This window comes from Mesorhizobium sp. ESP-6-2, assembly GCF_020164675.1.
Taxonomy (GTDB): Bacteria; Pseudomonadota; Alphaproteobacteria; order Rhizobiales; family Rhizobiaceae; genus Mesorhizobium.
Map to the genome: position 1 here is coordinate 88285 of NZ_JAIUGT010000004.1, position 18919 is coordinate 107203.

13 protein-coding genes, 1 tRNA gene and 1 pseudogene are annotated in these 18919 nt (G+C 62.7%); 3 read left to right on the forward strand and 12 right to left on the reverse strand.

Annotated features, from left to right (window positions below; genetic code table 11):
* Window positions 1–49: 49 nt before the first annotated feature.
* Window positions 50–247, reverse strand: a pseudogene (locus LB532_RS12955) (AGE family epimerase/isomerase); the annotation flags it as partial.
* Window positions 248–360: 113 nt separating this feature from the next.
* On the opposite strand from LB532_RS12955, the gene LB532_RS12960 reads away from it, so the two are divergent.
* Window positions 361–437 (forward strand) — tRNA-Pro (locus tag LB532_RS12960).
* Window positions 438–567: 130 nt separating this feature from the next.
* Here the strand turns inward: LB532_RS12960 and LB532_RS12965 are convergent.
* Window positions 568–1686 carry a glycosyltransferase family 9 protein gene (locus LB532_RS12965; RefSeq protein ID WP_140638736.1) on the reverse strand — a complete coding sequence of 373 codons (1119 nt, stop codon included), beginning with the start codon at window positions 1684–1686 and terminating at the stop codon, window positions 568–570.
* Window positions 1687–1991: 305 nt separating this feature from the next.
* Between LB532_RS12965 and LB532_RS12970 the strand changes: the two genes are divergently transcribed.
* Entirely contained in the window at window positions 1992–2336 is a 345-nt protein-coding gene (locus tag LB532_RS12970) for a hypothetical protein (protein ID WP_140638836.1), read from the forward strand.
* Between the two features lie 26 nt (window positions 2337–2362).
* Here the strand turns inward: LB532_RS12970 and LB532_RS12975 are convergent, their stop codons facing one another.
* From LB532_RS12975 to LB532_RS12990, 4 genes are all read right to left on the reverse strand, one after another.
* Window positions 2363–3982: an ABC transporter ATP-binding protein gene (locus LB532_RS12975; RefSeq protein WP_140638735.1), complete on the reverse strand. Its 1620-nt coding sequence runs from the start codon at window positions 3980–3982 to the stop codon at window positions 2363–2365.
* 1 nt (window position 3983) lies between these two features.
* Window positions 3984–5102: an ABC transporter permease gene (locus LB532_RS12980; protein ID WP_140638734.1), complete on the reverse strand. Its 1119-nt coding sequence runs from the start codon at window positions 5100–5102 to the stop codon at window positions 3984–3986.
* Window positions 5095–6018: an ABC transporter permease subunit gene (locus LB532_RS12985; RefSeq protein WP_140638733.1), complete on the reverse strand. Its 924-nt coding sequence runs from the start codon at window positions 6016–6018 to the stop codon at window positions 5095–5097. Before LB532_RS12985 ends, LB532_RS12980 begins: the two co-directional genes overlap by 8 nt.
* A 171-nt stretch (window positions 6019–6189) precedes the next feature.
* Window positions 6190–7782, reverse strand: coding sequence for a peptide ABC transporter substrate-binding protein (locus tag LB532_RS12990; RefSeq protein ID WP_140494803.1), 1593 nt, complete (start codon window positions 7780–7782; stop codon window positions 6190–6192).
* Between the two features lie 307 nt (window positions 7783–8089).
* On the opposite strand from LB532_RS12990, the gene LB532_RS12995 reads away from it, so the two are divergent.
* On the forward strand, window positions 8090–8236 hold the full coding sequence (locus LB532_RS12995) for a hypothetical protein (protein WP_181169320.1): 147 nt from the start codon (window positions 8090–8092) through the stop codon (window positions 8234–8236).
* 21 nt (window positions 8237–8257) lie between these two features.
* Here LB532_RS12995 and LB532_RS13000 read toward each other — a convergent pair whose 3' ends face one another.
* From LB532_RS13000 to glgB, 6 genes are all read right to left on the reverse strand, one after another.
* Window positions 8258–9892, reverse strand: coding sequence for an alpha-glucosidase family protein (locus LB532_RS13000; protein ID WP_140638731.1), 1635 nt, complete (start codon window positions 9890–9892; stop codon window positions 8258–8260).
* Entirely contained in the window at window positions 9885–11888 is a 2004-nt protein-coding gene (gene glgX / locus LB532_RS13005; protein ID WP_140638730.1) for a glycogen debranching protein GlgX, read from the reverse strand. The genes LB532_RS13000 and glgX overlap by 8 nt, the downstream gene beginning before the upstream one ends.
* Before the next feature lie 208 nt (window positions 11889–12096).
* Window positions 12097–13725, reverse strand: a complete 1629-nt coding sequence (locus LB532_RS13010; protein ID WP_140638729.1) for an alpha-D-glucose phosphate-specific phosphoglucomutase — start codon at window positions 13723–13725, stop codon at window positions 12097–12099.
* A 3-nt stretch (window positions 13726–13728) separates the two neighbouring features.
* The gene (gene glgA / locus LB532_RS13015; RefSeq protein WP_140638728.1) at window positions 13729–15174 is read right to left on the reverse strand and encodes a glycogen synthase GlgA; all 1446 of its coding nucleotides are present in this window, start codon (window positions 15172–15174) and stop codon (window positions 13729–13731) included.
* Window positions 15175–15309: 135 nt separating this feature from the next.
* Window positions 15310–16575: a glucose-1-phosphate adenylyltransferase gene (gene glgC, locus LB532_RS13020; RefSeq protein ID WP_140494816.1), complete on the reverse strand. Its 1266-nt coding sequence runs from the start codon at window positions 16573–16575 to the stop codon at window positions 15310–15312.
* Between the two features lie 2 nt (window positions 16576–16577).
* Window positions 16578–18824, reverse strand: coding sequence for a 1,4-alpha-glucan branching protein GlgB (gene glgB, locus LB532_RS13025; RefSeq protein WP_140638727.1), 2247 nt, complete (start codon window positions 18822–18824; stop codon window positions 16578–16580).
* Window positions 18825–18919: the final 95 nt, after the last annotated feature.

An 18919-nucleotide genomic window follows, 5' to 3' on the forward strand; every position in this document is an offset into this window, starting at 1 on the left:
TCTTGCTAGTGCGGGAGATTGGCAGCGCCGGCATCACCGTTAGCTCGCCTCAGCCGCTCTTCTCCACGGTTCCATCCAGATACTGTGTCAGCGCGCAGACGAGATGATAAAAAATGCTGGCCGGCACGTCCGATGCCAGCGAGCGGCCGCGCTCGTCGATGCGGTCGATCCAGAGACCCAGCGGTGCCGGATCGATGTGCCAGCGGAACAGCCGGCCGACGCGCGCCTCGATCTCGGGCTTGAGGTTTATTCGAGGCGCTGAAACAGGCTCGCGAAGAAAGCTGGCGAAATGCGACAGAAGTGCTGCCATTGACGCTTGCAGGAACCAGATGCGGCGGCTATAAGCCCGCGGTCTGGTCACGGAGTGTAGCGCAGCCTGGTAGCGCACCTCGTTCGGGACGAGGGGGTCGCAGGTTCAAATCCTGCCACTCCGACCAGAAAAACAAAGCGCCAGGCGTGTTTGTTGTTCCCGCTGCAGCGGCTCGATGTTTGATCGTCGCCTGCTCCAATTCATCGCTTTACGCAATTCCGAACGGAAAACCGCTGCGCAGTTTTCCTGGAATTGCTTTAGCTGACGCGTTCTATGAGTTCGATTGCCGCTTTTGTGACGTCGGCGGCATCAAGCCGTTGAACGCAATAAACGCCCCCTGCATTGCCCACCTTGCAGAGGCCCGGCGCTATGCACTTGCATGGCATCGGAGGCTGCAGCGTACGGTTAGGAACGCCGAGAGGCCCCCAGATGTCAGGTTGGGTCAGACCGAACAGGCCAACGACGGGCGTTTTCATCGCCGCGGCCAGGTGCATGGGTCCGCTCTCGTTGCCAAGGAAGATCAGGGCCTCGCCCAGCAGGGGCAAAAGGGTTGTCAGGGGTGCCTGGCCAACGAGATTCACGATCGGCGATGTTGCCGCATCCAACACCTTGCCTGCGATACCTGCCTCGTCGGGGCCGCCAACGATGACCGCCCGCAGACCCTTTCGCCGGTAAATCTCTCCCAGGACCGAAGCGAAACGGTCCGGCTGCCAGCAACGGCCTGGGAAACTGGCGCCGGCATGGACGGCGACAAACGACTTCCTTTCCAGTTCGTGTCGGGCAAGCAGCTGTTTTGCCTGACGCGAACCGGATTCGGTTGGCTTCAGGGACGGGATAGGATCGATCACAGGAATGCCAAGGGCAAACAGCGGCGACAGGTACCGATGCAGATAATGCTCACCGCCATGGCCGTATGTGGCGGCAAAGATGTTGGCGCTTTGACGCTCCCAGAATTTCAGGGGCTGCTCCGATGGAACATAGCCTACGCGAAAAGGCGCCTTGACGAAGCGCATGACAAGCCGTGATGTCTTGGAGTCGGACAGATCGATGATAAGATCATAATCCGACTTCCTCAGATCGTGCAGGAGCCTGGACATTCCGGACATGCGCTCGAAAGGGGAGCCGCGCATTTTGCCGCGATCGAGCGAAACCACGCTGTCGGCGATGCCTTGCTCCAGAACGAATTTCGCCAGCGCCGCCTGGCATAGCATGGTGATCGTCGCGTTCGGAAACTCTGCCCGCAGATGCCTGACCAGAACCGAAGTTAGAACAACATCCCCGATAAACTTCGTCTGATTTATGAGTATTGATTGTACGTTGTCAGCCTTCGGCAGCGCCTTTGCCGGCTCTTTTGAATTCTTGATCCAACTTTTCATGGAATGACTATTCCATTTCAGCCAAAAAGAATCCAAAATTTTCGACAAACGATCGATCTAGGCAATAGCCGCGCAATGACAAGCTCGTTCTGTCCGCTGATATAGGATATCCGCCTCAGCCATCAACCAGCCAGGAATATTTGTCAACGCAGATGGGGCTCGCAGGCTCTCTTTCAAGGGTTCCGCCGACGCCGAACTCGTGACCGTCGTGAATGTGAATGACCCCGGTTCGTTTCGGCGTACGTACGGATGCGGGCATATCGGAGGGTGGCCATGGTCGCTTACGCTGGAGTAAGGTCGTGGACATGAAATTGCAGTCGACCCCCAGCAGGCCGTTCCTCCCCGTGCTCCTTCTCGCCCTTGTCGGAGGCTGCGCTTCGACCAGCGGATCGATCGACCCGGCGAATTACGACAAGATGACATGCGCCGAACTGAACAGCGCCATAGGCGAAACCGCCAAAGGCATCTCGCAGACAGCCATCACGCGCGGCAAGGTCGCCAGCACCAGTGTTCCCAGATGGCTGCTGGGCGGCTCAAGCGTCAAGGCCGCGGTCGCCAATCGCGAAACAGCCAGGATCGACCGGCTAAAGCAGCAGCAAGCGGCCATGGCCGCCGCCAGGGCGCGCAAATGCCCAGGGCTGGCGAATTGAGCTAAGGCGCCGCTGCCGGGCTCGCCTCACGCACTCAAACGAAACCGCGTGACATCGATTGCGGCGCTCATCAGCGTCTGCGTGTAGCTGGCCTGCGGATTGCTGAAAATGTCTTCCGTCGGCCCTTCCTCGACGATCTTGCCCTGCTTCATGACGATGATGTAGTCGGCCATGGCGCGCACCACGGCGAGATCGTGACTGATGAAGAGGTAAGACAGCTCATGGTCGGCCTGCAGCTTGCGCAGCAACTCCACGATCTGCTTCTGCACCGAACGGTCGAGCGCCGAGGTCGGCTCGTCCAGCACCACCAGCTTGGGCTTGAGGATCATGGCGCGGGCGATTGCGATGCGCTGGCGCTGGCCGCCTGAGAATTCGTGCGGATAGCGATTGCGCGAGGTGGGATCGAGGCCGACTTCGCGCAGCGCCTCGACGGCGCGCTGGTCGCGCTGCTTGCCCGAGAGGTTCGGTTCATGCACCAGCAACCCTTCGGTGATGACCTGGCCGATGGTCATGCGCGGCGACAGCGAACCGAACGGATCCTGGAAGACCAGCTGCAACTGACGCCGCAGCGGCCGCATCGCCTGGCGGTCGGCGGTCGAGATATCGCGGTCGCCGAAGCGGATGATGCCGTCGCTCGGCAGCAGCCGCAGCAAAGCGCGGCCAAGCGTCGACTTTCCCGAGCCTGATTCACCAACGATGCCGATCGTTTGATTGCGCCTCAGCCTGATCGAGATGCGGTCGACGGCGCGCAGCATCAGCGGCTCGCCGGCCAGAAAGCCGCCGCCGATACGGAAGGTGACCTCGACGTTTCTGCCTTCGAGCAGGACCGGCGCGTTGGCCGGCGGCGGCGCCTTCGTTCCGGTCGGCTCGGCCGCCAGCAGCATCTTGGTGTAGGCATGCTGGGGACTGGCGAAGATCGCTTGCGCGTCCCCCTCCTCCACCACCTCGCCGGATCGCATGACGTAGACCCGGTCGGCAAAGCGCCGCACGATGCCGAGATCGTGGGTGATGAAGACGATCGCCATGCCGAGCTTGCGCTGCAGCTCAGCCAGAAGCATGAGGATCTGCGCCTGGATGGTGACGTCGAGCGCCGTCGTCGGTTCGTCGGCAATCAGGATGTCGGGATCGTTTGCCAACGCCATGGCGATCATGACGCGCTGGCGCTGGCCCCCCGACATTTCGTGCGGATAGGATTTCATGCGCCGTTCGGGATCCGGAATATGCACCAACCTGAGCAGCTTGAGCGCCTCCTCGCGCGCTTGCGCCGCATTCAAGCCCCGGTGCTGGCGAATCGGTTCGATCAGCTGGTTGCCGATCGAATAGAGCGGATCGAGCGAGGTCATCGGCTCCTGGAAGATCATGCTGATCTTGCGGCCACGGACCCTGTTCAGCTCGGATTTGCTTAGCGTCAGAAGATTGCGGCCGCGATAATCGACGCTGCCAGTGGCTTCTCCATTGGAGGCCAGCAGGCTCATCGCCGCCATCATTGTCTGGCTTTTGCCGGAGCCGGATTCGCCGACCACGGCGACGGTTTCGCCCGCCTTGACGTGGATGTTGATGCCTTTCACCGCCTCGACCGCGCCGTCGAGGGTGCGGAAGCGCACCCGAAGATCTTTTACGCTGAGAATGGTCTCTGCTGTGTCCATCTTAGCGGTCCTTGGGGTCGAGCGCATCGCGCAGGCCGTCGCCGACGAAGTTCAGGGCGAACAAGGTGGAGACCAGGAAGAAGGCAGGGAACAGAAGCAGCCAGTTGGCGGTGCCGATGTTCTTGGCGCCGACCGAGATCAGCACGCCCCAGCTGGTCATCGGCTCCTGGATGCCGAGCCCGAGGAACGACAGAAAACTCTCCAGGATAATGACCTGCGGCACCAGCAGCGTCATGTAGATCACCACCGGCCCGAGCAGGTTGGGAATGACGTGGCGCAAAAGGATGCCGCGCTGGCCGACGCCCATGGCCTCGGCCGCCTGGACATATTCCTGGCGGCGGATGGACAGCGCCTGGCCACGCACGATGCGGGCCATGTCGAGCCACAGCACGGCGCCGACCGCCAGGAACATCAGCACGAAGTTGCGACCGAAGAACACCACCAGCATGATGACGAAGAAGATGAAGGGCAGCGAATAAAGCACGTCGACGATGCGCATCATCACCTCGTCTACCCTGCCTCCGGCAAAGCCGGCAGTGGCGCCGTAGAGCACGCCGATGGCCACGGCCACGACGCCGGCGAGCAGACCGATGGCCAGCGAAACGCGCCCGGCCATCAGCGTCCGCGACAACAGATCGCGGCCGGTGTTGTCGGTGCCGAAAAGAAAATACTGCTGCTTGACCGAGGCGCTCATCGTCGCTTCGAGGCCATCGGGCGACTTGCTTTCGATCCTGGTGTCGTCGAAGGCGTCGGACCGGTCGAGATAGCGGATGTTGCGGTCATCGATCGCCTTGCTGGAGGTGACGGTCACGAAGACGCGATTGCCGTCCTGGCGCCAGTCCTTAATGTCGACACGCATGCGCCTGATCGCCTCATCGAGCGCGGTCTCGATCATGTCCGCCTTCGGATAAGCCGACAGGCTCGGCGGCGTACGCACATAATCACCATAGATGGTGGTGTATTGGTGCGGCACGAACCAGGGTCCGAACACGCTGATCACAGCGATCAGGATCAGGTAATAGAGGCTGAACATGGCGGCGCGGTTGGCCTTGAGGCGCGCCCAGGCGTCGCCCCACAGCGAACGGCCGACGACCGGTGCGGCGATCGCGATATCAGTCATAGCGCACCCTCGGATCGACCACGGCATACATGACGTCGACGATCAGGTTGAAGACGATGGTGAAGATGGCGATGACCACCACTGTCCCCATCACCAGCGTGTAGTCGCGGTTGAGCGCGGCATCGACGAAGTAGCGCCCGACGCCGGGAATGGAGAAGATCGTCTCGACGATGATCGAGCCGGTGAGCAGTGCGGCGGCAGCCGGACCGGTGAAGGAGACGATCGGCAGGACGGCGCCACGCAGCGCGTGCTTGACCACCACCGACCAGTCGGACAGGCCGAGCGCGCGCGCCGTGCGGATGTGATGCGAGCGCAGCGATTCGATCATCGAGCCGCGCATCAGGCGGGCGATGATGGCGATCTGCGGCAGGGCAAGCGTCAGCACGGGACCGATCTTGTTGATGAGCGCGCCATCGCCCCAGCCGCCGATCGGCAACAGCTTCCAGGTCAATCCGAACACGAGCTGAATAATCGGCGCGATGACGAAGGTCGGGATAGTGCTGCCCGCGGTTGCCAGCGCAATCACCGTGTAGTCGCCAAGTTTGTTCTGGTTGAGCGCCGCAATGGTGCCGAGCACGCTGCCGAGCAGCAGCGCCAGGATCAGCGCGGAGGCGCCGAGCTGAATGGAGATAGGCAGGCCCTTGGCGAAAAGCTCGGTGACGGTAAAGTCCGGCATATTGTAGCTCGGGCCGAAATTGCCGCGCAGGAGATTGCCGAGATAGTGGACAAATTGCAGCCAGAGCGGGTCGGCGAGCCCGAACTGGGCTTCAAGATTGGCCCTGATCTCGGGACTCAGGCCCCGCTCCTGGTTGAACGGGCCGCCCGGTGCGACGCGCATCAGGAAGAACGCCAGGGTCACGATGACGAATAGCGTTGGAATGGCGGTCAGAAGCCGCCTGAAAATGTAGCGTAGCATCGGCGGTGCCCTGCTTCGGCCAGGGTGACGGGCATCCAACCGGACGCCCGCAGCGCTCTGGCACCTCTCATCTTCGCACCGCGGCCTGCGAAAATCGATTTCGACTTTCGGACCCCATGCGACGACAGATCGAACCGCCGTCCTGAACGGGCGGCGGTTCGATCAAGGTTTTCAGTCCTTGGAGATGAAGCGGGACGGGTGCACGTCCATGACGTTGTCGACGAAGCCATGCAGCTTCGGGGAAACGATATCGTGGTAGCTATAGTAGAGAAGCGGAATCTGGCCGACGTCGTCGACGAGGATACGTTCGGCGGCGGCGAGTTCCTTCATGCGCTCTTCCGGCTTGCCGCCGGCGGCGGCCGCCTTGTCCATGGCCGCCTCGTATTGCGGGCTGTCATAGACCGAATAGTTGTTGCCGCTGGCCTTGCGCGAGATGCCCAGGAAGGTTTCCGGATCCTTGTAGTCGGCAATCCAGGCGGCGCGCGCCACGTCATAGTCGCCCCTCTGCTCGAGGAAGGAGTAGTGGGTCTTGGTGTCGGTGTTGAGCAGCGTGACGTCGACGCCGAGCGGCTTCAGCTGTTCCTGGATGGCGACCGCGGTATTCTTGTGGTTCTCCGACGTGTTGTAGCGGATCTCCATCTTCAGCGGATGCTCCGGCGTGTAGCCGAGCTTCTCGAGGATTTTCTTGGCTGCGTCCTCACGGTCGATCTGCGACATGTCGGCATATTTGGCCATTGCCGGCGTGTAGCCCTCGATGCCCGGAGGGACCATCGAATAGCCCGGCAGCATTGAGTTCTGCCAGACCTTCTCGGCGATGAAATCACGGTCGATGGCCATCGAGATGGCATTGCGCAGCTCGACATTGTCCCAAGGCTTCTTGTCGGTCTTGATCGCGTAGTAATAGGTGCCGAGATACGGCCCCACCTTGATCTGGTCACCGAACTTGGCCTTGAGGTCGGCTAGCTGCTCGGTCGGGAGATCGTCGTAGCTGTCGAGTTCACCGGCCTCGAAGCGCTTCATCGCCGAGGAGCGATCCTCTGTCGGGATGTAGTTGACGACGTCGATCTTGACGCTTCCGGCATCCCAGAATTTCGGATTCTTGACCAGTTTCATGTGATCGTTGGGAACCCACTCGGCCAGCGTATAGGGGCCGTTGGAAACGAGATTGCCCGGCTTGATCCAGTCGGCGCCGAGCTTGTCCATGGACGCCTTGTTGACCGGATAGGTCGCCTGGTGGGTCAGCATTTCGAGGAAATAGGGCGTCGGCGCCTTCAGCGTCACTTCAAGGGTGGTCGCGTCGATCGCCTTGACGCCCATGTCCTCGGGCTTGCCCTTCTTGGTGTTGACTTCCTCGGCGTTCTTGACGGGATAGAGCATCGAGGCATATTCGGCGGCCGTGGCCGGGTCTTCGAGGCGACGGAAAGCGAAGACGAAGTCTTCGGCCGTCACCGGGCTGCCGTCGGACCACTGGCCGTCCTTCCTGAGTTTGAAGGTGTAGACGGTGCCGTCATCCGACACCGTCCAGCTCTCGGCGGCGCCGGGGATGACGTTGGCCTTCTCGTCCTGCATCACCAGCCCTTGGAACAGGTCGCGCAAGACGTTGGCTTCATAGACCGTCGAGGTCTTGTGCGGATCAACCGACTCGGATTCGGCAGCAGTGCCCCTGTTGTAGACGACCTCGGCAAAGGCCGGCGTGTAGAATGTTCCGGCGGCCAGCGCCATGGTCGTGGCGAATGCCGTCGCCTTCAGCATGTTTTTCAGCATGAAGTTTCTCCCTGTCGGCGCTGCCAACGGCGCGCCTTTGCGTGTTGACGCCCCGGGACCGATGTCTGGCCCCTTTGAGCGCGCCGCCGGTTCCCTCCGTCGGCTGGTGGCAGGAGACTAGACAGGCGGCAAGCTCTTTTCAACCGAGTACTGATTGACCCTAAGTCAATAGCCAGGAATCAAAGAAGCCGCGGCTAAATTAGCGCAGCTTTTCAATCATACGCACTTCCAGGTGCGCCTAGAGTTTTCGCTTTTTGCATGCGAACTTTGGCATGCTCGGCGGCATGGTTCAGAACCTCTGACGGGCGTGACCTATTCGGACGTTCTGGCCTCGAAGGCTACAGTCGGCCAGATCGCCACCGCCATGGCCAATGTCCCCGGGCTCGGCAACCTCGGTGAAGCCGACGTCCGGGTCACCGGCGCAACGTGCGGACGTGCCGTGCTTGTCCAGTAAGGTGGCCGGCACCGTGCTGAATCAGGCAAGCTGTCCAAGAAAGCATCCGAGTGCCGGCAGCAAAAGCACAGCTTCTCTGGCGAGCGAGGCATCGCCGCCAAGTTTCGCAACCACTGCTAAGTCTTGCGGCAGCGGCCAATTGGCCGGTTCCCCGGCGAAATTGAAGGCACAAAGCAGCCTCTCATCGCCACGCTCGCGGACAAAGGCCAGCACGTCGCCTTCGGCGTCGAGAAAGCGGATCGAACCGCCGACCAGCGCTGGATGCCGCTTGCGCAAGGCGAACGCCGAACGGTAGGCGGAAAGTACCGATTGCTCATCGCCGCTCTGTACATCGACCGCGCGAGCGCGATGGCTTTCCGGCACCGGCAGCCAGGGTTTACCGGTGGAGAAGCCCGCATTGTCGGCGCCGGACTCCCAGACCATGGGTGTGCGGCAACCATCCCTTCCCTTCACACCGGGCCAGAAGCGGATGCCGACAGGATCGCGCAGGTCCTCATAGGCAAGTTCCGCCTCCTGCAAACCGAGCTCCTCGCCTTGGTAGAGTGAGATCGAGCCACGCAGGCACGAGAGCAACATGATCGAGAATTTGGCCACCACGTCGGGATCGCCGCCCGTCCGCGTCCAGCGGCTGACATGGCGCACGACGTCATGGTTGGAAAACGCCCAGCAGACCCAGCCCTCGGCGACAGCATTTTCGAAAGCCTCGACACAGCCACGCACATGCGCCGCCGAAAATTGCGGGCCGAGCAGATCGAAGGTGTAGCACATCTGCAGCTTGTCGCCGCCGGAGGTGTAGGTGGCCAGCGTCTGCAGGGAGCGCCCCTCATCGCCGATTTCGCCGACGGCGGCGCGATCCCCGTACTCGTCGAGCAGCGCCCGAAAGCGCCGCAGGAACGCCAGGTTTTCGGGCTGCGTCTTGTCGAACAGGTGCTCCTGGTAGAGGTAGGTGTTGGTCTCGGTATTGGTGCCCGCAACGCTTGACGCCAAGGGCGGATTGCTGCGCAGCCAGCGGTCGTGGACGTAGTAGTTGACGGTGTCCAGCCGGAAGCCGTCGACGCCGCGCTCCAACCAGAACCGCACCGTATCCAGGAGCGCGTCCTGGACCTCGGGATTGTGGAAATTGAGATCCGGCTGCGAAGCGAGGAAATTGTGCAGGTAGTACTGCCGGCGGGTCGCATCCCACTCCCATGAGGGGCCGCCGAAGACCGACAGCCAGTTGTTGGGCGCGCCGCCATCGGGCCTGGCGTCGGCCCACACATACCAGTCGGCCTTTGGATTGTCGCGGCTGGCGCGGCTTTCGACGAACCATTCGTGCCTGTCGGAGGAATGAGACAGCACCTGGTCGATGACGATCTTCAGGCCGAGCCGGTGTGCTCCGGCAACCAGAATGTCGAAATCCTCCAACGTCCCGAACATCGGATCGACGTCGCGATAGTCCGACACGTCGTAGCCCATATCGGCCATCGGCGACTTGAAGAAGGGCGAAAGCCAGACAGCATCCGCACCGAGCGAGGCGATGTGGGCGAGCCTTGATGTGATGCCGGGGAGATCGCCGCTGCCGTCGCCGGTCGTGTCCTGGAAGGAACGCGGATAGACCTGGTAAATGACGCAGCCGCGCCACCAGTCGGCCGGCCGCTCGGCATTATCGTCAGCCATCACGATCCTTTCCCTGTGTCGGCCATTCTGCCCTGCGCTCGATCATGAAATTCACGCTGCGGCCCGGCAGCGCGCGAGAAAGATCAACTGCTTGTGCTTCGATGGCGGGATGCCATTGAAATCCGTCTCGCGCGGGCAAAGTGAAGATGCATTGGCGGCGATCGCCATTGATCATGACGGCAAGCCGGCCATCCACGCCGCCGAGCAGCATGACGAGGCGATGCCGGGCGGGATCGTTCCACTCCGCCTCGCCGAGCGGCGCCCCCGTCTCCGTGAGCCAGGCGACGTCGGGCGTGTCCAAACCCGCCAGCGGCTGTCCGGTGAGGAAATGCGTATTGGAGAGCGCCGGCACAGTGCGGCGCAACGCGGCCAGCGCACATGCGTAGCCTTCCAGCGCCTGGTCGCGGCCTGCCCAGTCGAGCCAGGTGATGGCGTTGTCCTGCGCATAAGCGTTGTTGTTGCCTTGCTGGCTGCGGCCGAATTCGTCGCCTGATGTCAGCATGATGGTGCCGCGCGAGGCGAACAGCGTGGCGAGCAGCGCACACTGGTCGCTGAAGCGCGCCTTCCTGATTGCTGCGTCGTCCGTCTCGCCCTCGGCGCCGTTGTTCCAGGACAGGTTCTCGTTGTGGCCATCGCGGTTCTGCTCGCCATTGGCCTCGTTGTGCTTCTCCTCATAGGCGACGATGTCGGCCAGCGTCATGCCGTCATGCGCAGCGATGAAATTGACGCTTCGGCTGGTCGGCTGCCCAGCCCTGCCGAAAATATCGGACGAGCCGGCAAGCCGTGTGGCGAGCACGCCGACACCGTCGGCATCGCCGCGCCAGAAGTGCCTGACATCGTCGCGATAGCGGTCGTTCCATTCGAGGAAAGGCGGCGGAAAATTGCCAAGCTGATAGCCGTCGGGGCCGATGTCCCAGGGTTCGGCGATCAACACACGGCCGGCCAACAGCGCATCCTCCCGCACCATCTTCAGCAACGGCGCTTGCGCTTCGAATGCGCCGTTGACGCGCCCCAGCACTGGCGCCAGGTCGAAACGAAAGCCGTCGACGCCGGCGCGGCGGACGAAATGGCGAAGCGTGTCGAGCACCATTTCCCGCACCACCGGGTGGTCACACGCGACCGTGTTGCCCGTGCCGGTGTCATTGACCAGCCTGCCATCCGGCTGGTGCAGGTAATAGGCCTGATTGTCGAGGCCGCGCAGCGACAATGTCGGACCGAGCCTGTCGCTTTCGCCCGTATGGTTGAAGACGAGGTCGAGAATGGTGCCGATGCCGGCTGCACGCAGCGCGGCAACGGTGTCGCGCAATTCGGCCAGGCCGCCAGGCGCCAGGCGCGGGTCGAGCGCCATGAAGGTGACAGGATTGTAGCCCCAGGCGTTGCTCAACCCGAGCGGCGGCAGATGCCGCTCGTCGATCGACGCGGTCACCGGCATCAGTTCGACGGCGGAGACGCCGAGCCTTTGCAGGTGCTCGATGACAGCCGGATGAGCAAGTGCGGCGATCGTGCCGCGCTGGCTTTCCGGCACATCCGGATGCAGCTTGGTGAAGGCGCGCACCGGCACTTCGTAAATCAGGCCGCCGGGACGGAACAGCGGCGGCAGCACAGGCACAGCCGTGTGCAGGGCTTTCGCCACGGCCTTCGGCATCAGCGGCGCGGTGTCGGCACCCTCGTTGCGGCGCGCAGCGAGGCGCCAGTGACAGGCATAGGGTCGGTCGATTTCGATGGCGTAGGGATCAGTCAGCAGCTTGTCGGGGTCGAACCAAAATCCGCGCTCGGGCGCGTAGTCGCCATCGGCACGGAAACCGTAGCGGGTGCCCTCGGCAAGGCCGGAGACGAAGAGTGCATGCACCCCCTCTCCTTCCGGTTTCAGCTCCAGCCGGTCAAGTTCGCGGTTTCGCTGTTCGTCGAAGATCGAGACCCAAAGGCGACGGGCCGACGACGACCAGGCGGCAAAGCGGATGCCGTCCTGGGCGACGGTGGCGCCGAGTGAAGTCATGCAGGTTTCCCCTTCTCCCCTTGTGGGAGAAGGTGTCGCCGAAGAGGACGGATGAGGGGGGTTCCAGCTTGGCACCGGCGGCGATCTGTCACGCACCCCTCAACCATCTCGGCGCTACGCGCCGATCCACCGCCCTGGGGCGAGCCACGGGTCTCGCCCCGTCCTTCGGACCCCATAAGGGGAGAAGGAAGGGAGCACTCCGCCACGCTCAAGTAATCACGCTCGGCTTGTTGCGGCCGGTGTGGCTCCTGATTCCCGCGATGTCATCCGCTGCCGCGATCAGGTCGGCGAGCGCCTTCTGCGTATCGAGATCGTGCCTCGCCTTGTCCGGCTCGTAGCGCTCGATGTAGACGCGCAAGGTGGCCCCTGAGGTGCCCGTGCCGGAGAGCCGGAAGACGACGCGCGAACCGCCTTCGAACAGCACCCTTATGCCTTGATGCTCGCTCACCGAACCGTCGACCGGATCGTGATAGGCGAAGTCGTCCGCCTTGGCGATCTTCAGGCCGCGCACGCTGGTGCCCGGCAATGAGCCGAGCTTGGCGCGCAGTTCGTCGATCAGCGCATTGGCGCGCGTGCTCTCGACTTCCTCGTAGTCATGGCGCGAATAGTAGTTTCGGCCGTAGGTCGCCCAGTGCTCGGTGGCGATCTGCTTACAGCTCTCGCCGCGCGCGGCGAGGATGTTGAGCCACAGGAGCACGGCCCACAGGCCGTCCTTCTCGCGCACATGGTTGGAGCCGGTGCCGGCACTTTCCTCGCCGCAGATCGTCGCCATGCCGGCATCGAGCAGATTGCCGAAGAATTTCCAGCCGGTCGGCGTCTCATACATGCCGATGCCGAGTTTTTCGGCGACGCGGTCGGCGGCCCCGCTGGTCGGCATCGAACGGGCGATGCCTTTCAAGCCTTTCTTGTAGCCCGGCGCCAGGCGGGCGTTGGCGGCAAGCATGGCGAGAGAATCCGACGGGGTGACGAAAATACCCTTCCCGATGATCAAATTGCGGTCGCCGTCACCGTCGGAGGCGGCACCGAAATCCGGCGCGTCCGGTCCCATCATCTCGTCATAGAGATGTTTGGCATGGACCAGGTTCGGATCCGGATGATGGCCGCCGAAATCCGGCAGCGGCTTGAAGTTGCGGCAGGTGCCGGCGGGCGCGCCTAGCCGGTGTTCGAGGATCTCCTTGGCGTAGGGACCGGTCACCGCGTGCATGGCGTCGAAGCGCATGCGAAAGCCCGACTTGAACAGTTTGCGCAGCGCGTCGAAATCGAACAGGCTTTCCATCAGCTCGGCATAGTCGGCGACCGGGTCGATGATCTCGACGGTCATGCCGGCGGCCTTGACGGTGCCGATCGTGTCGATGTCGATCGGATCGATGTCGGCGGTCTTGAAGCTGGAAATCGCCTTGCTCCTGGCGAAAATCGCATCGGTCAGCTTTTCCGGCGCCGGACCGCCATTGCCGGCATTGTATTTGATGCCGAAATCCTCGTGCGGGCCACCCGGATTGTGGCTGGCCGACAGGATGATGCCGCCGAACGTTTTGTATTTGCGGATGACATGCGAAGCGGCCGGCGTCGACAGGATGCCGCCCTGCCCGACCATCACCTTGCCGAACCCGTTGGCGGCGGCCATGGCGATGGCCTTCTGGATGACCTCGCGATTGTAGAAGCGGCCGTCGCCGCCGATCACCAGGGTCTTGCCCTTGAACCCGTCCAGCGCGTCGAAGATCGACTGGATGAAGTTCTCGGCATAGTGCTCCTGCTGGAACACAGGCACCTTCTTGCGCAGCCCCGACGTGCCGGGCTTCTGGTCGGAATAGGGTTTAGTGGGAACGGTGCGTATCATGCTTCAAGCAACCCTTTTCGAAAGCAGCAGGCGATAGAGTTCAACGTACTTGTCAGCGCTTCGGTCCCAGGACAGGTCGGTCTTCATGCCCTGGCGCTGGATGGCCTCGAAGATCGCGGGGCTGGCATGGGCCTCGGCCAGGCGGCGGATGGCGTGAAGCAGCGCGCCGCCATCGTTGGGAGCGAACTGGAACCCGGTCGCCACGCCGGCGGCAATCGCCGCCTCGTTGGCGTCGATGATGGTGTCCGCGAGCCCGCCAGTGCGGGCGACCACCGGCACGCAGCCGTAACGCAGCCCGTAAAGCTGCGTCAGTCCGCAAGGCTCGAAGCGCGACGGGATGACGATGGCGTCGCAGCCGCCCTGCATGACGTGCGACAGGCCTTCGTCATAGCCGACGACGACGCCAATGCGGCCGCGATGCCGCGCCGCCGCGGCGAGCAGCGCGCCTTCGAGACCGGCATCGCCCGAGCCGAGAATGGCCAGCCGCGCGCCCGTCGCAACGATGCCGTCGACCGCCGTCGCCAATATATCCATGCCCTTCTGCCAGGTCAGGCGGCTGACGACGCAGACGATCGGGCTACCGTCGCGATCGAGCCCGAAACGGTCCTCGACAGCGGCCCTGTTAGGCGCGCGCGCCTTGAGCGAGGCGGCTGTATAGTTTGACACCAGATGCTTGTCGGTCTCCGGGTTCCAGATGGCGGTGTCGATGCCGTTGACGATGCCATAGAGATCGCTGGAGCGCATGTTGATCAGGCCGTCGAGACCCATGCCGAATTCCGGCGAGCGGATTTCCTGCGCATAGGTCGGGCTGACGGTGGTGATTGCCCAGGCAGCCTGCAGGCCGGCCTTGAGGAAGCCGACGCCACCATAATATTCCACACCGTCAAGCGCCATCGCCGCCGCCGGCAGGCCGAGTTCGCCGAAGATGCCGGCGCCGAACTGCCCCTGGAAGGCGAGATTGTGGACAGTCATCATCGACGGCGTGCCCACCGCCTTGCCATAGCGCATATAGGCCAGCGTCATCGCCGACTGCCAGTCATGGGCATGCACGATATCGGGCATGTAACCGGAGATGGCACCGCCGGCGATATCGGCGCCGGCCTGGCTGAGCGCTGCGAAACGGCGCCAATTGTCCGGCCAATCGGCACCCGCGGCATTTCCGTAGGGACCACCGGGACGATCGAACAGATGCGGCGCGTCGAGCACGAAAAGATCGAGCCCGGCAAGCTGGACAGAATGGACCGAAGCCTTGCCGCCCTGCAGCAGCGGATACTTGTAGACAGCCTTTTTTTTCTTGGAGGCGTCCATCACCGTGGGAAAGCCGGGAATAAGCGTGCGCATGGTCACGCCTTTGGCGGCCAGCGCGACGGGCAGCGCGCCGGTCACATCGGCAAGCCCACCGGTCTTGATCAGCGGAAAGATCTCGGGCGTGACCGACAGAACCTGCATGCGCTTACCGAACCGCTCCTGGTGCATGTAGCCCAAACCGTGCAGCGGTTCTTGGGCAAGGACATGCACAAACCACCCTAAAGTGACAGCTTGTTGATCAACCTGATCAGGTTGACAACCTGTTGATCAACCCGATCAGGTTGACAACTTGTTGATCATGTCCTGCGTGATCAGGCAGATGCCCTTTTCCGAAACGCGGAAGCGCTTGGCGTCGAGCACGGGATCCTCACCGACCACCAGCCCTTCCGGTATCCTTACACCGTGGTCGATGACGACGCGCTTCAACGTTGCGTTCCGGCCGACATGGACGTCGGGCAGCATGACGACCTCTTCCAGCGTCGAATAGGAATTGATGCGCGCGCCGGTGAAGATCAGGCTTTTGCGGAGCGTCGCGCCCGAGACGATGCAGTCGCCCGACACCAGCGAGGACACGGCCGAACCGCGCCGTCCATCCTCGTCATGGACGAACTTCGCCGGCGGCTTCAACTCGGCATAGGTCCAGATCGGCCAGTCGCGGTCGTAGAGGTCGAGTTCGGGCGTCACGTCGGTCAGGTCGATATTGGCTTCCCAATAGGCATCGACGGTGCCGACATCGCGCCAGTAGGCCTCATTTTCCGCGGTCGAGCGCACGCAGGACTTGGCGAAGCGGTGGGCGATCGCCTTACCGTGCTCGACGATATAGGGGATGATGTCCTTGCCGAAGTCGCGGCTCGAACCGGGCTCGGCCGCGTCGCGGCGCAGCTGCTCCATCAGGAACTTGGTCTTGAACACGTAGATGCCCATCGAGGCCAGGGCAAACTCGGGTTTGTCTGGAATGCCGGGAGGATCGGCCGGCTTTTCGACGAAGGCGATGATGTTGTCCTTGGCATCGACATGCATGACGCCGAAGCCCGTGGCCTCCATGCGCGGCACTTCGAGGCAGCCGACGGTGACATCGGCGCCGGCGTCGACATGCTGGCGCAGCATCAGCTCGTAGTCCATCTTGTAGATGTGATCGCCGGCGAGGATGACCATGTATTCGGGGCCATAGGCCTCGATGATGTCGATGTTCTGGTAGACCGCGTCGGCCGTGCCTTCATACCACTGGGTTTCCGACACGCGCTGGCTGGCCGGCAGGATGTCGAAGCTTTCGTTTCGTTCGGGCCGCAGGAAGTTCCAGCCGCGCTGCAAATGGCGGATCAGCGAATGCGCCTTGTATTGGGTTGCAACCCCAAGGCGGCGGATGCCGGAGTTGAGGGCGTTGGAGAGCGCGAAATCGATGATGCGCGTCTTGCCGCCGAAATAGACCGCCGGCTTGGCGCGCCGGTCGGTCAGTTCCTTGAGTCGGCTGCCGCGCCCGCCGGCCAGCACATAGGCCATGGCGTCGCGGGCCAGCGGCTGGGTTCGTTTCGAGTTTGCCATTTCTACCCTCCCAAATTACCCGGTCTCGACATGGCTTGTTCCGCGACCAGTTCAAGCATGATCGTCGACAGCGGCGGCAAGAGCATCGTTGCGGAGATGCCCCCTTCCTCCGCCCGCGCTTCGACGGCGCCGCCATTGCCCTTGCCGGAGCCGCCATATTCGGACGCGTCCGTGTTGATGATCTCGCGCCATGTGCCGGCTTTCGGCAGCGGCACGCGGTAGTTGTCGCGCGGCACCGGCGTGAAATTGGAGATGACCGCGACCGGATTGCCTCCCGGCGCGCTGCGCAGCCATGCAAAGACGGAATTCTGGCTGTCGTCGACGATCAGCCAGGAAAAGCCTTCCGGCTCGCAATCGCGGCCGTGCAGGGCCGGACGCGAGCGGTAGAGATAGTTGAGGTCGCGCACCACCTGCCAGACACCGCGATGCGAGCGGAAATCGAGAAGATTCCAGTCGAGCGCACGCGCCTCGCTCCATTCGCGGCGCTGCGCGAACTCCTGGCCCATGAACAGCAGCTTCTTGCCGGGGTAGCCCCACATGAAAGCGTAGTAGGCGCGCAAGGTCGCGAATTTCTGCCAGTCGTCGCCGGCCATCTTGCCAAGCAGCGTGCCTTTGCCGTGCACGACCTCGTCATGCGAGAGCGGCAGCACGAAATTCTCCGAGAAAGCGTAGACCAGGCCGAAGGTGAGGTCGTTGTGGTGGTGTTTGCGGAAGATCGGCTCCTTGGAAAAATACTCCAGCGTGTCGTGCATGAAGCCCATGTTCCACTTGAAGCCGAAGCCCAGCCCGCCTTCATGGACCGGCGCCGAGACCTTCGGCCACGAGGTCGATTCCTCGGCGATGGTCATGACGCCCGGATGGTGGCCGTAGAGCTCCTTGTTCATCTTCTGCAGGAAGCTGACCGCCTCGAGGTTCTCGCGGCCGCCCTTCTCGTTGGGGATCCATTCGCCTGCCTTGCGCGAATAATCGAGGTAGAGCATCGAGGCGACCGCGTCGACGCGCAGGCCGTCGACATGGTATTTTTCGGCCCAGAACAATGCGTTGTTGACCAGGAACGACACCACCTCGCGGCGGCCGAAATTGTAGATCGCGGTGTTCCAGTCGGGGTGAAAGCCTTTGCGCGGATCGGCATGCTCATAGAGCGCTGTGCCGTCGAATTGAGCCAGGCCGTGTTCGTCGACCGGAAAATGCGCAGGCACCCAATCCAGGATGACGCCGACGCCGGCACGGTGGGCGCCGTCGACAAAGCGGGCAAAGCCGGCCGGGTCGCCAAAACGGGCCGACGGTGCGTAGAGGCCGGTCGTCTGGTAGCCCCAGGAGGGATCATAGGGATGTTCGGAGATCGGCATGAACTCAATGTGGGTGAAGCCGGTCTCGACGACATAGGGGATCAGCCGGTCGGCCAGTTCATCCCATGACAGAAACGTGCCGTCATCGCGAAGCTGCCAGGAACCGGCATGGACCTCGTAGATGGAGATGGCCTCGCGCCGGGGATCGGCATTGCGCCAGAAAGTCCGGTGCGCCTCATCGCCCCATTGATGGGCGGGCGACGAAGCGGTCACCGAAGCGGTCGCCGGGCGCAGTTCGGACTTGAAGGCAAACGGATCGGCCTTGAGCGGGAGCCTCACGCCATCGGGGCCGATGATCTCGTATTTATAGGGCCTGCCGGCGCCGATATCGGGGATGAACACCTCCCAGATGCCGGTGTCGCGGCGGTCGCGCATCGAATGACGGCGACCGTCCCAATCGTTGAAATCGCCGACCACCGAGACGCGCCGGGCGTTTGGAGCCCAGACGGCGAAATGCACGCCGGTGGCCCCTTCGTGCTCGATGACATGTGCGCCGAGCTTGTCGAACAGCCTCAGATGCGAGCCCTCGGCAATGTAGTAATCGTCCATCGGACCGAGCACCGGGCCGAAACTATAGGGATCGGTCAACCACCAGTCGCCGCCGGCATTCCTGGCGTGATAGCGCAACGGCTGGCGCTTCCTGATCGACAGCTTGCCTTCGAAAAAGCCGCCATCGTCACGCCTGGAGAGTTCACCAGCAATCATGCCGGTCAGCGTATAGGCGGTGACGAACTCCGCATGCGGAACGAAGCAGCGGGCAAACAGGGTCTTGCCCACCTCATGGACGCCGAGGACCGCAAACGGATCGCCGTGCGTGCCGGCGACAATCGCCGCGACATCGCTGGCCGGCGCCGATCCGTCCGGCCCGCTTGTCGCAGCGGTCGCGCGCGGTTTCCTCATCGGGCAGTGTCCCTCCCCGGGCACTAAATGTTTGTTTTAAGGTATAAATTCGGCGTTCGAACTCACACCCAGGACCACATCGTTCGTCGCTTCAT

Excerpts from the sequence above, each read along its gene's own strand:
- LB532_RS12965 (WP_140638736.1), bottom strand. The coding sequence starts at position 1,686 with ATGAAAAGTTGGATCAAGAATTCAAAAGAGCCGGCAAAGGCGCTGCCG.
- LB532_RS12970 (WP_140638836.1), top strand. The coding sequence starts at position 1,992 with ATGAAATTGCAGTCGACCCCCAGCAGGCCGTTCCTCCCCGTGCTCCTT.
- LB532_RS12975 (WP_140638735.1), bottom strand. The coding sequence starts at position 3,982 with ATGGACACAGCAGAGACCATTCTCAGCGTAAAAGATCTTCGGGTGCGC.
- LB532_RS12980 (WP_140638734.1), bottom strand. The coding sequence starts at position 5,102 with ATGACTGATATCGCGATCGCCGCACCGGTCGTCGGCCGTTCGCTGTGG.
- LB532_RS12985 (WP_140638733.1), bottom strand. The coding sequence starts at position 6,018 with ATGCTACGCTACATTTTCAGGCGGCTTCTGACCGCCATTCCAACGCTA.
- LB532_RS12990 (WP_140494803.1), bottom strand. The coding sequence starts at position 7,782 with ATGCTGAAAAACATGCTGAAGGCGACGGCATTCGCCACGACCATGGCG.
- LB532_RS13000 (WP_140638731.1), bottom strand. The coding sequence starts at position 9,892 with ATGGCTGACGATAATGCCGAGCGGCCGGCCGACTGGTGGCGCGGCTGC.
- glgX (WP_140638730.1), bottom strand. The coding sequence starts at position 11,888 with ATGACTTCACTCGGCGCCACCGTCGCCCAGGACGGCATCCGCTTTGCC.
- LB532_RS13010 (WP_140638729.1), bottom strand. The coding sequence starts at position 13,725 with ATGATACGCACCGTTCCCACTAAACCCTATTCCGACCAGAAGCCCGGC.
- glgA (WP_140638728.1), bottom strand. The coding sequence starts at position 15,174 with ATGCAGGTTCTGTCGGTCACGCCCGAGATCTTTCCGCTGATCAAGACC.
- glgC (WP_140494816.1), bottom strand. The coding sequence starts at position 16,575 with ATGGCAAACTCGAAACGAACCCAGCCGCTGGCCCGCGACGCCATGGCC.
- glgB (WP_140638727.1), bottom strand. The coding sequence starts at position 18,824 with ATGAGGAAACCGCGCGCGACCGCTGCGACAAGCGGGCCGGACGGATCG.